Origin of the sequence: Herbiconiux sp. VKM Ac-1786, assembly GCF_015350805.1 — a bacterium.
Classification (GTDB): domain Bacteria; phylum Actinomycetota; class Actinomycetes; order Actinomycetales; family Microbacteriaceae; genus Herbiconiux.
This window is the reverse complement of record NZ_JADKSG010000002.1, coordinates 922,168-934,195: the sequence shown is the minus strand read 5'-3', so window position 1 is coordinate 934,195 and position 12,028 is coordinate 922,168. Positions and strand designations below refer to the sequence as shown.

Below are 12,028 nucleotides of genomic sequence, written 5' to 3'. Positions count from 1 at the left end.
GGTAGGGCTCATGGACAGCCGAACGGAAGGAACTCTGATGTCGGAGAACGGTGCAGCCGGACAGGCCGCGCAAGTGAAGGACATGGCGACCGCGCAGGCCGGTCAGGTGAAGGACACCGCGACCCAGGAGGCCGGTCACGTCGCGGGCGTGGCCAAGGACGAGGCCACCCGGGTCGCCCACGAGGCGGGAACGCAGGTGCGGGATCTCTATGAGCGCTCCCGCAGCGAGCTGAAGGATCAGGCGGGGGAGCAGCAGCAGCGGGCCGCCGCCGGGCTGCGCTCGCTCGGCGACGAGCTCGGCCGGATGGCCTCCGGCCAGGACAGCCCCGGTGTGGCCTCCGACCTCGTCGGTCAGGCCGCCTCGCGGGTCGGCGCCATCGGGGAGTGGCTGGAGAACCGCGACCCCGGTTCGCTGCTGGACGAGGTCAAGGGGTTCGCCCGCCGGAAGCCGGGCACGTTCATCGCGGTCGCCGCCGTCGCCGGCGTGCTCGCCGGCCGCCTGACGCGATCGCTCGCGAGCGGGGGCGGCAGCAGCGCCACCGGCAGCACCGACAGCGGCAGCGACACCCCCGCCGCGACCACCCCCGTCGCCACGACGCCGGCCGTGCCCCCGTTCGTCGCGCCCGACGACACCCCGGTCTACACCGAGCGCGTGCAGGCGCAGGGAGACGAGGGGCTGCGGCCATGACCGACGTCCCCACCCCCTCCGAGCAGAAGGCGGCGAACACCTCGCTCGGCGACCTGCTCGGCGAGGTCACCCGTGATCTCTCGACACTCATGCGCCAGGAGATCGAGCTCGCCAAGGCCGAGCTGACCGATTCGGCCAAGAAGGCCGGCAAGGGCTCCGGCCTGTACGCGGGAGCCGGCTACGGCGCCCTGATGGCCGTGCTGTTCCTCTCGATCGCCCTCTGGTGGGGTCTCGGCTACCTGATCGGCAACGCCTGGTCGGCCGTCGTGGTCGCCGTGATCTGGGCGATCGTCGCCCTGGTGCTCTACCTGCAGGGCAAGAAGCAGATGAAGGCCGTCAAGGGCGCCCCCCAGACCGTGGACAGCGTGAAGAGGATCCCCGACGCCGTGAAGAGAAATGAGGAGAACCGATGACTGATTCACCCGAAGAGATCCGTGCCCGCATCGAGTCGACCCGCGCCGAGCTCGGCAGCGACGTCGACGCGCTGGCCGACAAGGTCACGCCCTCGAAGATCGTGCACCGGCAGACCGACAAGGTGCGCGGTGCCGTCGACTCGGTGCGCGACCGCGTGATGGGGGCGGCCGGCGACGCCCGTGACGCCGTGTCGTCGGCGGCCGGCTCGGCCGGTGACGGCATCGGCGGGGTCGGCGGGGCGGCCAAGGCGAAGGCCGAGGGCAACCCGCTCGCCGTCGGCCTGATCGCCTTCGGCGTCGGCCTCCTCGCCGCCTCCCTGGTGCCCGCCAGCAGCACGGAGAAGGCGCTCGCCGAGAACCTCAAGGAGCAGGCGCAGCCCCTCGTGCACGAGGTGACCGACGCCGCCAAGGGCGTCGCGGAGAACCTGAAGGAGCCGGCGAAGGAGGCCGTGTCCTCGGTGCAGTCGACCGCGTCCGAGGCGGTCGACACGGTCAAGGGCGAGGCCCTCGCTGCTCGGCGTCATCGGCCAGCAGGGTCAGGCCGTCGACGCCCTGCTCGGCGTCGTCGACGACGTGGCGCCGGGCGGCACGGCCGAGGTCCTCCGCGGCCCCCTCGAGCAGTTCGCCGGTTCGGGTGCGGCCGGGTTCGCGCTGATCAGCGGCATCGTCGTGGCGATCTGGTCGGCGTCGGGCTACGTCGGCGCCTTCAGCCGCGCGATGAACCGCATCTACGAGATCGACGAGGGCCGGCCGTTCTGGAAGCTCAAGCCCAATCAGCTGCTGGTCACCGTGGTGGCCATCCTGCTCATCCTGATCGCCGCCGTCATCCTGGTGGTGTCGGGTCCGGTGACGGATGCGCTGGGCTCCGCCCTGGGGCTCGGTGAGGTCGTGACGACCGTCTGGTCGATCGCGAAGTGGCCGGTGCTCGCGGTCGTGATCGTGCTGATCGTCGCGATCCTCTACTACGCGGCGCCGAACGCCCGGCAGCCGAAGTTCCGCTGGCTGAGCCTCGGAGCCCTGCTCGCCATCGTGGTCCTGGTGGTCGCGACGGCGCTGTTCGGCCTGTACGTCGCCAACTTCTCGAACTACGACCGCACCTACGGCTCGCTCGCCGGGGTCGTGATCTTCCTGCTCTGGCTCTGGATCGCGAACAACGCGCTGCTGTTCGGCGCCGAGTTCGACGCCGAGATCGAACGCGCCCGCCAGCTGCAGGCCGGCATCGAGGCGGAGGAGGACATCCAGCTGCCCCCGCGCGACACCCGGAAGAGCCGCAAGGCTGCCGAGCGCGAGGAGCGCGAGGAGCAGGAGGGCCGCCGGATCAGGCAGAGCTGACGATCAGGCAGAACTGACGATGGCGCCCCCACGCACCCGCACGTCGGTGAGCGTGAAGTCGTCGACGGTCAGTGCGGGCATCCGCCGCAGCCCGATCCGCAGGTCCTGCGGAGGCACGCGGTACTCCAGCCCCGCGCTGAGCAGCCGGGTCGCCTCGACCACCAGGGCCACCGTGGCGGTCTCGCCGGGGCAGCGATGGCCGTGCGCGACGTCGTCGGCGCCCTGCGGCACGAGCGTGTCGGGATCGCCGTCCCAGCCGGCGAACCGGTCGGGGTCGAAGCGTTGGGGGTGCGCCCAGCTGCGCTCGTCGCGGTTGGTGCCGAAGAGGTCGAGCAGCACCCACTGGCCCGGCCGCAGTCGTTCGCCGCGGAACTCCAGCTCGCGGGTCGCGACCCCGCCGATGACGGGGAAGAACGGGTAGAAGCGCCGCACCTCCTGCGCGAAGTGCAGCCGGTCGTCCGCGTCGACGGCCACCCACCCCGCCCAGCCCGGGTGATGGTGCAGGGCCAGGGCGGCGAACACGATGAAGCGGGCCACCGCGACGGTGGGCCTCAGGATGTTCAGCAGCTCCACCGCGGCGACCTCCGCCGGCACCAGCCGCCCCTCGAGGTCGAGATGCTCGGCGACGGTGCGCGCGAGCGAGCCCTCGGGCGGGGTGCGGGCACCCGACCGGATCTCCTGCACGACCTCCCGGGCCCAGCGCTCGGCGCGGCGGCGTTTCGCCCGAGCGGCCCAGTTCGGCGGGCCCACGGTGGCGGCGCGGTCGACCATCGTGCTCAGCGTGTCGGCCAGCCACTCGGGCGCGGGCTCGAGTCCCGCCCACCGCGTGGCGCTGCGGGCGAGCACCCCGACCGACTCGCGGTAGAGGTCCACCTCGGGCAGTCGCTGCCAGCGCTCCGCGGCCTCGGCCCACTCCTCGCGGAACACCCCGATCAGGAGCGCGAGCTGCTCCTCACGCTGCGTGGCCAGGAACATCAGCTTGCGGTGGTCGTGCGCCGCGCCCTCGAGCGTCTGCACGCTGCCGGCGCACGAAGGTGTAGCCCTGGGCGAGGAAGCGGAGCGTGGAGTCGGGCGTGCGGAGTCGGGCGATCATGCCGTTCCTGTCAGGGGGCGGGCGGCAGCGCGGAGCGCAGCGGCGTCGGGCGGGGCAGCAGCGGCCGGGGCAGCTCGCGACCGCCGTGCACGGTCAGGCTGTGCACGCCGCGCCGCACCCGCAGCAGGAAGGCCCGGGGGTCGGCGAAAGGCCGCATCGAGATGCCCATCGCGATCCGGCGGTCGAGGCGGATGCCCGGCCGGCGCCATCGGCCCCGCGCACCCTGCGCGGCCGCCGGCAGGGCGCCGAGGTGCACCGACAGGTCGAGGTCGTCGTGCACGAGCAGGTCGTGCCGGTGCACCTCGTCGCGCACGGCCAGCCAGGCCTCGCGGCGCACGGCGCAGTTCGAGCCGAAGAGCGGCGGATGGCCGAGAGCCGGCGCCGAGAACAGGGTGTAGGCGCCCAGGTACACGACGGCGAGGGGCCGGCGCAGCAGCCGCGGCCCGTCCGCGAAGCGCGCGCCGCCCGTGACGGCGACGAGCCGGGGCCGTTCGCGGAACGCCCGCGCGATGCCGGCCAGCCAGTCGGCCGGCGGCACGCAGTCGGCGTCGAGCCGCGCGACGATGTCGCCCCGGGCCTCGTCGAACCCGCGGGCGGACGCGGCGGGGATGCCCTCCTCGTCCTCGGGCACGACCCGGGCGCCGCCGGCCAGCGCCACGGCGGCGCTGTCGTCGCTCGACCCGTTGTCGACCACCACGATCTCCAGCGGCGTCAGGGTCTGCGCCGCGAGGGCGCGGAGGCACCGCCGGAGCCCGTCGGCGTCGTCCCGCACCGGGATCACGACCGAGATCGTGGGCGGGGCGTCGGCGGGCCGGTCGGGTGCTCCGGCGGGTCGTCCGGCGGGTCGTCCGCCGGTGTCTCGTCGATGGTTCGTCACTTGGTGCTGAGCTTGTCCTTCACGACCCCGGCGGCCTTCTCGACGATGTTCGGCTTCGGCGTGGTGCCGTAGTAGCGCTCGTCGGGCTGGGTCGCCGGCGGCATCGGCGCCGAGGTGCCCGGCGCGTCGAGGTAGGTGAACTCGCCCTTGCCGTCCGGCGTCGGTCCGCTCGCCCAGCTGCCCTCGGCCGCGGCGGCGCCGTCGGAGAAGTTGATGTACTGGTACGAGACGTCACGGTACTCCTGCGAGAGCGGGAAGTTGCTCGGCACCGGCAGATCCTCACGGCCCTCGGCGCGCAGCTCGGCGGCCGCGGCGGTCCACTGGTTCTGGTGCATGGTGTCGCGGGCGAGCAGGAACGACAGCAGCTCGCGCACGCCGTGGTCGTCGGTCATGTTGTACAGCCGGGCGACCTGCAGCCGGCCCTGCATCTCGGCGTTCGCGTTCGCGGTGAAGTCGGCCAGCAGGTTGCCGCTGGCGGTGATGTACGAGCCCTGCCAGGGGTTGCCGTTGGAGTCGACGGCGCGGGCGCCGGCTCCGGCGACGATGGCGTGCTGCACGTCCATCCCGCCCATCACGGCTCCGAGCACGGGGTCGGAGGCCGCGGCGGCCTCGGACTGCTCGATCGGCGCCTTCTCCAGCAGCTGGGCGATCGTGATCGCCAGCATCTCGACGTGCCCGAACTCCTCGGCGCCGATGCCGAACAGCAGGTCGCGGTACTTGCCGGGCTCGTGGGAGTTCCAGGCCTGGAAGCCGTACTGCATCGCCACCGTGATCTCGCCGTACTGGCCGCCCAGCACCTCCTGCAACCGTCGCGCGAACAGTGCGTCGGGCTTCGCCGGCGTGGCCTTGAACTGCAGTTCCTGCTTGTGGAAGAACATCTGATCTCCGATCTGGTCCGGGTGCGCCGAGCGGGTCGGCGCCGTTGCGGGCCACGGTACGGCTGCCCGGGAAAGCCACGAGGGGGTTGACACCCGGGAGCGCGCACCGCAGACCCGCGCCCGCTCCGACCGTCGTCAGCCCGCCTTGCGCACCTTCGCGACGACGTAGACCGCGGCGCCGGCGACGGCGAGCCAGCCCAGCAGACCCCGCACAGTGCGGCGTCGGGTGCCATGCCAGCCTCCCGAGACGGAGGCCTTCGAGGCGTGCACCGGCCGGTACAGGATGCCCGTGCTGTCGGGCGCGTGCTCGGTCGGCGACAGCTGTCCGGCCTCGGTGAGCGCCGCCATCTGCGCCTCGACGGCCTGCGGGGTGGCTCGGTGCTGGCGCACCAGGGTGCGGCCGAGCCGGCCGACCACGAACTCGTCCTTCGGTCTGGCCGCGAGCGAGACGATCGCCTTCGCCACGTCGTCCGCCGGGTACACCGGCGGCATGGCGATCACGCGTCGCCCGGTGTGATTGGCGGCGTGCTGGAAGAACGGGGTGTCGATGGTCGGCGGCAGCACCGTGGCGACGCGGATGCGCTTCTCGCCCGCGAGCGCGAGCTCGGAGCGCAGGCTCACCGAGAGCGCGCGCACCGCCGCCTTCGACATCGCGTAGGGGGCGGTGTAGGGCTGCGGCACCTCCCCGACGATGGAGGCCACGTTCACGATCACCCCGCGGCCGGCGGGCCTCATCTGCCCGAGGGCGGCGCGCACGCCGTGCACGTAGCCGAGCTGGTCGACCTCGATCACCCGGCGCACGTCCTCGAGCGGCAGCTCGTCGATGCGCCCGAACGACGACACCGAGGCGTTGTTGACCCAGACGTCGAGGCGGCCGAACTCGGCCACCGCGCGCCGGGCTGCCCGCTCCAGATCGATGGGCGAGGTCACGTCGCTCGTCACGGCGACGGCCTCGCCGCCCGCCTCCCGGCAGAGCTCCGCCAGCCGCTCCAACGCGGCGGTGCTGCGGCTGGCGAGCACGAGTCGCGCCCCGCGACCGGCGAACCGCAGGGCGGTGGCGCGACCGATCCCGCTGGATGCCCCCGTGATGACGACGACCGGACGGTGCTTGGACATGACTGCTCTCCTCTCGCGGGCGCCGGAGGGCGGCGCCGGTGCCCGTGGCGGTGGTGCCCGGGTGTGCGGTGCACCGTACTCCGGGCGGGCGCATCGTCAAGCCCGGTTGCGCGGATGCCCGCCCGGGGGAGTCTGGCCGCATGACCACGACCGGCCACCCGACCTCCCCGTCCCCCCGCTCCCGTCCCGCGCCCCGATCGCGGCCCCGGCTCACGCGGAACGTCGCCCCCGGCGTGCACCGCCTGGAGCACGCCCACGTGAACCTCTACCTGATCGACGACCGGCGGCTGGCCGCGCATCCGTACCGCTACCGGCACGAGCGGTCACGGCTGCTCTACCCCGTCGCCCACCCGCGGTGCGTGCCGGTGATCGGCGCGATGACCCGGGCGGGAGCGCTCCGGGTGAAGGGGGTGCCCTTCACCGAGACCGTGCCCGAGAGCGGCACCCTGGACGTGCCCGGCCGCCCGCAGGTGGTGCGCACGCCCGGGCACACCGACGGCCACATCGGGCTGCACCTGCCCGAGCGCGACGCCCTGCTGACCGGCGACGCCCTCGTGACCCTCGACCCGTACACCGGGCTCGTCGGACCGCAGATCGTGGCGGGGGCGGCGACCTCCGACTCCTCGACGGCCCTCCGCTCGCTCGACGCGCTCGCCGCGACCGGTGCCCGGATCGTGCTGCCGGGGCACGGCGAGCCGCTCCGCACCGGGATCCGGGCCGCCGTGGAGGCGGCGCGGGCGGCCGGTGCCCACTGAGCGCCGCCGCCCCGTCCGGCACCCCCTGCGGAAGGCGCCGCCCGCGAGTATGGTCTCGGCCATGACCGGTGCCTCGACCTCGCCCAGCGGTTCTCGGAGGCCGTGGCCGCAGGACGCGGTGCGGAGGCCTGCGCGCTGCTCGTGCCGGCCGCCGAGGAGGAGGCCGCCGAGAACGGCGGTCGCTGCGAGACCGGGGTGCTCGCGCTCGGGCTGCCCGAGTCGGGCGCCGTGCTCGACCGGCAGGCCTCCGGCCGGGCCGCGTTCGTCGAGCTCGAGCACGACACGGTCTTCCTGGCCGTGTCGGGATCGGAGTGGCGGGTGCGTGCCGCCGGCTGCGTGGAGCAGGGCGACGCCCCGTTCGACTGCGTGCTGGAGGGAAGCTGATGCGCGCGGTGTTCGTCGGCTACCTCGTCGTCATCGCGCTCGGGCTCGTCGCGATGTTCGCGATCGGGCTGCTGCAGCGATGAAGCGCTTCCTGAAGGAGAACGGGCTGGCCCTCGGGTTCGGTCTCATCTTCGTGCTCGCCCTCGTCGGCCAGTCCTTCGCCGGTCACGCCGTGTTCGACGACGAGCAGGTGAGCGCGCGGCTCGAGCCGATCGGCTACCTCGCCTACGTCACCTCGTCGAGCTTCGCCGCCGACGTCGCCGAGAACTGGCAGTCGGAGTACCTGCAGTTCTTCCTCTACATCGGCGCCACGATCTGGCTCGTGCAGCGCGGGTCGCCCGAGTCGAAGCGACCGGGCGACGAGGGCCCGGGGTCCGACGCCGATCAGCGGGTGGGCCGCTACGCGGGGTCGGACTCGCCCCGCTCGGCCGCGGCCGAGGGTCTTCGCCAGGTGCTCTACGTGGCCGCCTTCGACGAGCAGCAGATCATCGACCTCCAGCGCCCGGTGACCTGGGCCGAGTACCTCCTCGAACCCGACTTCTGGAACCGCACGCTGCAGAACTGGCAGTCCGAGTTCCTGGCGGTGGGGAGCATGGTCGCCCTGTCGATCTACCTCCGCCAGAGCGGCTCGCCCGAGTCCAAGCCCGTGGGGGCGAGCCACGCCCATACCGGCACCTGACCCCATCCACCCGAACACGAGAAGGAGACGACCATGAGAACAGGCGGAATCGCCCGCGTGCTGATCCTCGGCGGCGGCTACGGCGGCCTGATGGCGGCCCGGCTGCTCGAGCGGCACGTCGACCGTGACCTGGAGGTCACCGTCGTCGACCCGAACACCTACATGACCTACCAGCCGCTCCTGCCCGAGGTGGCCGGCGGGCACGTCGCCCCCCGCGACGTCACCGTGCCGCTCGGCCGCACACTGCGCCGCTCCCGGGTGCTGCAGGCCTCGGTCACCGGCGTGGACTCGGCGGCGAAGAGCGTCGCCCTGCGCACCGCCGACGGAACCGACACGACCCTCGGCTACGACGAGCTGATCGTCGCGCTCGGAGCGATCTCCCGGGTCTTCCCCACCCCCGGTCTCGAGGAGCACGGCATCGGCTTCAAGACGGTGGAGGAGGCCGCCTTCCTGCACGACCACGTGATCGAGCAGGTCGAGCGCGCCGCCGGCACCGACGATCCCGCCGAGCGGGCGAAGGCCCTCACCTTCCTCGTCGTCGGTGGCGGCTACACCGGGGTCGAGGGGTTGTCGGAGCTGGCCGACCTGAGCGTCCGCGCGGTCGCGCAGCACGCGAACCTCTCCCGGGGCGACCTCCGCTGGGTGCTCGTGGAGGCCCTCGACCGCGTGGCTCCCGAGGTCGGCCCCGAGCTGTCCAAGTGGACCCTCGGGCATCTCCGGGACAAGGGGATCGACGTGCGGCTGGAGACCACGGTGAAGAGCGTCGAGGACGCCGTGGTCGAGCTGAGCACGGGGGAGCGCTTCCCCGCCGGCACGGTCGTCTGGACCGCCGGCGTGCAGCCCAACCCGGTGCTCGACGCCACCGACCTCCCCCGGGGGCCGAAGGGCCACCTGATGGCCGACGCCACCCTCCGCGTGGTGCGTGAGGACGGCACCCCCGTGGAGGGCGTGTGGGCCGTCGGCGACGTCGCCCAGATCCCCGACCTCACCGCCGCCTCGCAGCCCGCGTACTACCCGCCCAACGCCCAGAACGCCATGCGGCAGGGGCCCGTGGCCGCCCGCAACGTGCTCGCCGACCTCGCCGGCCGGGAGCCCGAGGAGTACCGGCATGTCTCCCTCGGCACCGTGGCGAGCTACGGCATCGGCGACGGGGCGGCGAACATCAAGGGCGTGCGGCTGAAGGGCGTGCCCGCCTGGCTCGCCCACCGCAGCTACCACCTGCTCGCCCTGCCCACCACGGGGCGGAAGGCCCGGGTGCTGCTCGGCTGGATCGCCGAGGCGATCGCCGGCCGCGAGCTCGTCGCCCTGCCCTCGGCCCGCCACCCCAAGCGGGCCTTCCACGGCTCGTTCGCGGCGCTCGCCGCGGCCACGAAGCGGAAGTCCTCGTGAACCCGGTGCGGGAGCTGTTGTCAAGGCCCCCGGTCCTTGCCGGGCGGCGTCGTAGGGTCGCTCGCATGAGCCGTCTCGCCCCCGCCACCGTCGACGTGCACCTGGTGCAGACCTCCGGCCTCGAGTGGGAGGTCCGGGTCGACCCGACCTGGGACTGCATCGGCTACATCACCCGGTGCGCCGAGGGCTACGAGGCGATCGACGTGCTGCCGCCGTACGAGGTGGTGCTCACGCCGGAGCTCGACGACGCCTTCGGCCGCATCCGCGACACCCTCGCTGCCGGGGACGCGGTGGTGGCGGCGTACACGAGTGCCGCCGCCTGACGTGCCGGTGCCGGCCGCCGTCATCCTGCACGGCATCGGCGTCTCGCACCGCTACAACGACCGGCTGCAGGAGGAGCTCTCCGACACCCGCCTCACCCTGTCGTTCGACCTGCCCGGATTCGCCGGCACCCCGCGCCCGCCCCGGCCGTTCACCGTCGCCGACCACGCCGAGGTCGTGGCGGCCGCCCTCGACGCCCGCGGCCTGGCGGCCCGCACGGTGATCGGCCACTCGATGGGGGCGCAGTTCGCGCTCGAGCTCGCGCGGTTCCGCCCCGACCTCGTCGGCGCCCTGGTGCTGATCGGGCCGGTGACCGACCCGACCCGGGCCACCGCCAGGCAGCAGGCACTCGACCTGGCCGCGGACACCTTCTGCGAGCCGCTGGGCACGAATCTCGTCGTCGCGTCGGACTACCTGCGCACGGGCGTCTGCTGGTTCTTCACCGAGCTCGGCCCGATGCTCCGCTATCCGACCGCCGAGGCGGTCGCCGCGGTGCAGGCGCCGGTGCTCGTGGTGCGCGGCAGCCGCGACCCTATCGCCCGGGAGCCGTGGTGCCGGGAGCTCGCGTCCCGGGCCGCCGACGGGCGACTGCTCGAGGTGCGGGGTCACGGCCACGTCGTGCAGCGCTCAGCCGCACGCACGGTGGCCGCTTCGATCGAGCAGTTCGTGGCCGAGCTGGCCGAGCAGGCTGACCTGGCCGAGCAGGCCGAGCCGGCCGAGGCGGCGCGATGACGGGCCTCGTCGCCCGCGCCCGCTGGTTCGTCGAGGACTACGCCACCGCCGCCGGCCTCCAGCTCGCCGGTATGGCCTCCCGCTCCGACCCCGCCGACTACCAGACCGGGTCCGGGCGCCCCTGCATCGTGATCCCCGGCGTGTACGAGACCTGGCACTTCATGGCGCCGGTGATCGAGGCGCTGCACGGGCGCGGGCATCCGGTGTTCGTGATCGAGGCGCTGCGGCACAACCGCCGTCCCGTCATCGACAGCGCCGCCGTGGTCGCCGACTTCGTGCGGCAGCACGGCCTCGGCGACGTCTTCATCGCGGCGCACAGCAAGGGCGGGCTGATCGGCAAGTACGCCATGCTCGAGCTCGACCCCGACAGCCGCTTCGTGCGCATGGTCGCGATCGCCACGCCCTTCTCGGGCTCCCGCTACGCGGACTTCGCGCCGAACCGCACCCTGCGGGCGTTCCGTGCGAACGACCCGCTCACGGTGCTGCTGAACAAGGAGGACCGGGTGAACGACCGCATCACCTCGGTCTTCGGCGAGTACGACCCGATCATCCCCGAGTCCAGCGTGCTGCCCGGGGCCGAGAACGTGAAGGTGCGGGTCGGCGGGCACTTCCGCGTGCTCCGGCACCCCACGACGCTGGCGGTCACCGTGGAGGCGGCGGCGCGTCCATGAGCCGCTACCTCGCCGCCTTCACCGTCGACGCGTTCGGCACGACCGCGCTGGCGCTCCTCGCGCTGCCGACCGGGTCGCCCGAGCTGCTGCTGCTCGCCGCGGTGGCCGCGATCGGGGTGCTCCTCGCGGCGATCGCGTTCGGTGCGCACGAGGAGGCCGGGCGACGCGGGGTCGCCGTCGGGCTGCTGGTCGCGGGGCTCGCGATCACGACGGCCGGATGCGCGGCGGTGCTGATCGGGCCGGTGGGGCACGCGCATCCGCTCACCCTGCCCGCCGCGCTGGTGCTGCTCGTCGTCGGCGATCTGCTGAGCGTGGTGTACCTGCGCCAGATCGTGCGCGCTGCCCCGTAGGCCCCCTGAGCGGCTTTGTCCAGCCTCCTGGCGGGCGGTGGCGCACCGGGGTTTGCTGGAAGGAGCCGATCGCCCTGGAAGGACGAACCCATGACCACCCTCCGCCGCCGCCTCCTCACCTTCTCCGCCGCCGCCCTGCTCGCGGGCGGAGCCGTCACCGGTCTCGCCGGCTGCGACGCCGACGCGCAGACGCCCTATCCCGAGCGCACCTCGTCGGGAACGCCCGTCGCGCCCGACGACGACATCACGCCCTCGCCGTTCCAGTCGGCGACCCCGACGCCCGCCGAGTCCGACTTCCCGACGCCCGCGCCCAGCTCGAGCGACGAGTCGGGCACGCTCGACGGCTAGGG

General features: G+C 73.4%; 16 protein-coding genes and 1 pseudogene. 13 read left to right on the top strand and 4 right to left on the bottom strand.

Annotated features, from left to right (window positions below; genetic code table 11):
* Window positions 1–37 precede the first annotated feature (37 nt).
* From ITJ64_RS15380 to ITJ64_RS15365, 4 genes and pseudogenes are all read left to right on the top strand, one after another.
* Window positions 38–688, top strand: a complete 651-nt coding sequence (locus ITJ64_RS15380) for a hypothetical protein (RefSeq protein WP_194681595.1) — start codon at window positions 38–40, stop codon at window positions 686–688.
* On the top strand, window positions 685–1,101 hold the full coding sequence (locus ITJ64_RS15375; protein ID WP_173181335.1) for a phage holin family protein: 417 nt from the start codon (window positions 685–687) through the stop codon (window positions 1,099–1,101). Before ITJ64_RS15380 ends, ITJ64_RS15375 begins: the two co-directional genes overlap by 4 nt.
* Window positions 1,098–1,178: pseudogene (locus ITJ64_RS19175) on the top strand (DUF3618 domain-containing protein); the annotation flags it as partial. The gene ITJ64_RS15375 and the pseudogene ITJ64_RS19175, both read left to right, overlap by 4 nt.
* 433 nt (window positions 1,179–1,611) lie before the next feature.
* Entirely contained in the window at window positions 1,612–2,433 is an 822-nt protein-coding gene (locus tag ITJ64_RS15365; protein WP_228509040.1) for a YihY/virulence factor BrkB family protein, read from the top strand.
* A gap of 3 nt (window positions 2,434–2,436) precedes the next feature.
* On the opposite strand, the gene ITJ64_RS15360 is transcribed toward ITJ64_RS15365, so the two are convergent.
* From ITJ64_RS15360 to ITJ64_RS15345, 4 genes are all read right to left on the bottom strand, one after another.
* Window positions 2,437–3,450 (bottom strand): cytochrome P450, encoded by a 1,014-nt coding sequence (locus ITJ64_RS15360; RefSeq protein WP_194681594.1) that lies wholly within the window; start codon window positions 3,448–3,450, stop codon window positions 2,437–2,439.
* Window positions 3,451–3,536: 86 nt separating this feature from the next.
* Window positions 3,537–4,403: a glycosyltransferase family A protein gene (locus tag ITJ64_RS15355; protein WP_194681593.1), complete on the bottom strand. Its 867-nt coding sequence runs from the start codon at window positions 4,401–4,403 to the stop codon at window positions 3,537–3,539.
* The gene (locus ITJ64_RS15350) at window positions 4,400–5,281 is read right to left on the bottom strand and encodes a manganese catalase family protein (protein WP_194681592.1); all 882 of its coding nucleotides are present in this window, start codon (window positions 5,279–5,281) and stop codon (window positions 4,400–4,402) included. The genes ITJ64_RS15355 and ITJ64_RS15350 overlap by 4 nt, the downstream gene beginning before the upstream one ends.
* Window positions 5,282–5,416: 135 nt before the next feature.
* Window positions 5,417–6,397: an SDR family oxidoreductase gene (locus ITJ64_RS15345; RefSeq protein WP_194681591.1), complete on the bottom strand. Its 981-nt coding sequence runs from the start codon at window positions 6,395–6,397 to the stop codon at window positions 5,417–5,419.
* Window positions 6,398–6,537: 140 nt separating this feature from the next.
* Here ITJ64_RS15345 and ITJ64_RS15340 point away from each other — a divergent pair, with 140 nt between their 5' ends.
* The 9 genes from ITJ64_RS15340 (at window position 6,538) to ITJ64_RS15300 (ending at window position 12,026) form a co-directional block, all read left to right on the top strand.
* The gene (locus ITJ64_RS15340; protein ID WP_194681590.1) at window positions 6,538–7,152 is read left to right on the top strand and encodes an MBL fold metallo-hydrolase; all 615 of its coding nucleotides are present in this window, start codon (window positions 6,538–6,540) and stop codon (window positions 7,150–7,152) included.
* Window positions 7,153–7,254: 102 nt separating this feature from the next.
* Window positions 7,255–7,536 carry a hypothetical protein gene (locus ITJ64_RS15335; RefSeq protein ID WP_194681589.1) on the top strand — a complete coding sequence of 94 codons (282 nt, stop codon included), beginning with the start codon at window positions 7,255–7,257 and terminating at the stop codon, window positions 7,534–7,536.
* Window positions 7,537–7,615: 79 nt separating this feature from the next.
* Window positions 7,616–8,215, top strand: a complete 600-nt coding sequence (locus ITJ64_RS15330; protein WP_194681588.1) for a DUF6766 family protein — start codon at window positions 7,616–7,618, stop codon at window positions 8,213–8,215.
* Between the two features lie 33 nt (window positions 8,216–8,248).
* The gene (locus ITJ64_RS15325; protein ID WP_194681587.1) at window positions 8,249–9,604 is read left to right on the top strand and encodes an NAD(P)/FAD-dependent oxidoreductase; all 1,356 of its coding nucleotides are present in this window, start codon (window positions 8,249–8,251) and stop codon (window positions 9,602–9,604) included.
* 65 nt (window positions 9,605–9,669) lie between these two features.
* Window positions 9,670–9,927: a hypothetical protein gene (locus tag ITJ64_RS15320; protein ID WP_194681586.1), complete on the top strand. Its 258-nt coding sequence runs from the start codon at window positions 9,670–9,672 to the stop codon at window positions 9,925–9,927.
* Window positions 9,914–10,657: an alpha/beta fold hydrolase gene (locus tag ITJ64_RS15315; RefSeq protein WP_194681585.1), complete on the top strand. Its 744-nt coding sequence runs from the start codon at window positions 9,914–9,916 to the stop codon at window positions 10,655–10,657. The genes ITJ64_RS15320 and ITJ64_RS15315 overlap by 14 nt, the downstream gene beginning before the upstream one ends.
* Window positions 10,654–11,328, top strand: a complete 675-nt coding sequence (locus ITJ64_RS15310; protein ID WP_194681584.1) for an alpha/beta hydrolase — start codon at window positions 10,654–10,656, stop codon at window positions 11,326–11,328. Before ITJ64_RS15315 ends, ITJ64_RS15310 begins: the two co-directional genes overlap by 4 nt.
* On the top strand, window positions 11,325–11,678 hold the full coding sequence (locus ITJ64_RS15305) for a hypothetical protein (RefSeq protein ID WP_194681583.1): 354 nt from the start codon (window positions 11,325–11,327) through the stop codon (window positions 11,676–11,678). Before ITJ64_RS15310 ends, ITJ64_RS15305 begins: the two co-directional genes overlap by 4 nt.
* Window positions 11,679–11,768: 90 nt before the next feature.
* Entirely contained in the window at window positions 11,769–12,026 is a 258-nt protein-coding gene (locus ITJ64_RS15300; RefSeq protein ID WP_194681582.1) for a hypothetical protein, read from the top strand.
* Window positions 12,027–12,028: the final 2 nt, after the last annotated feature.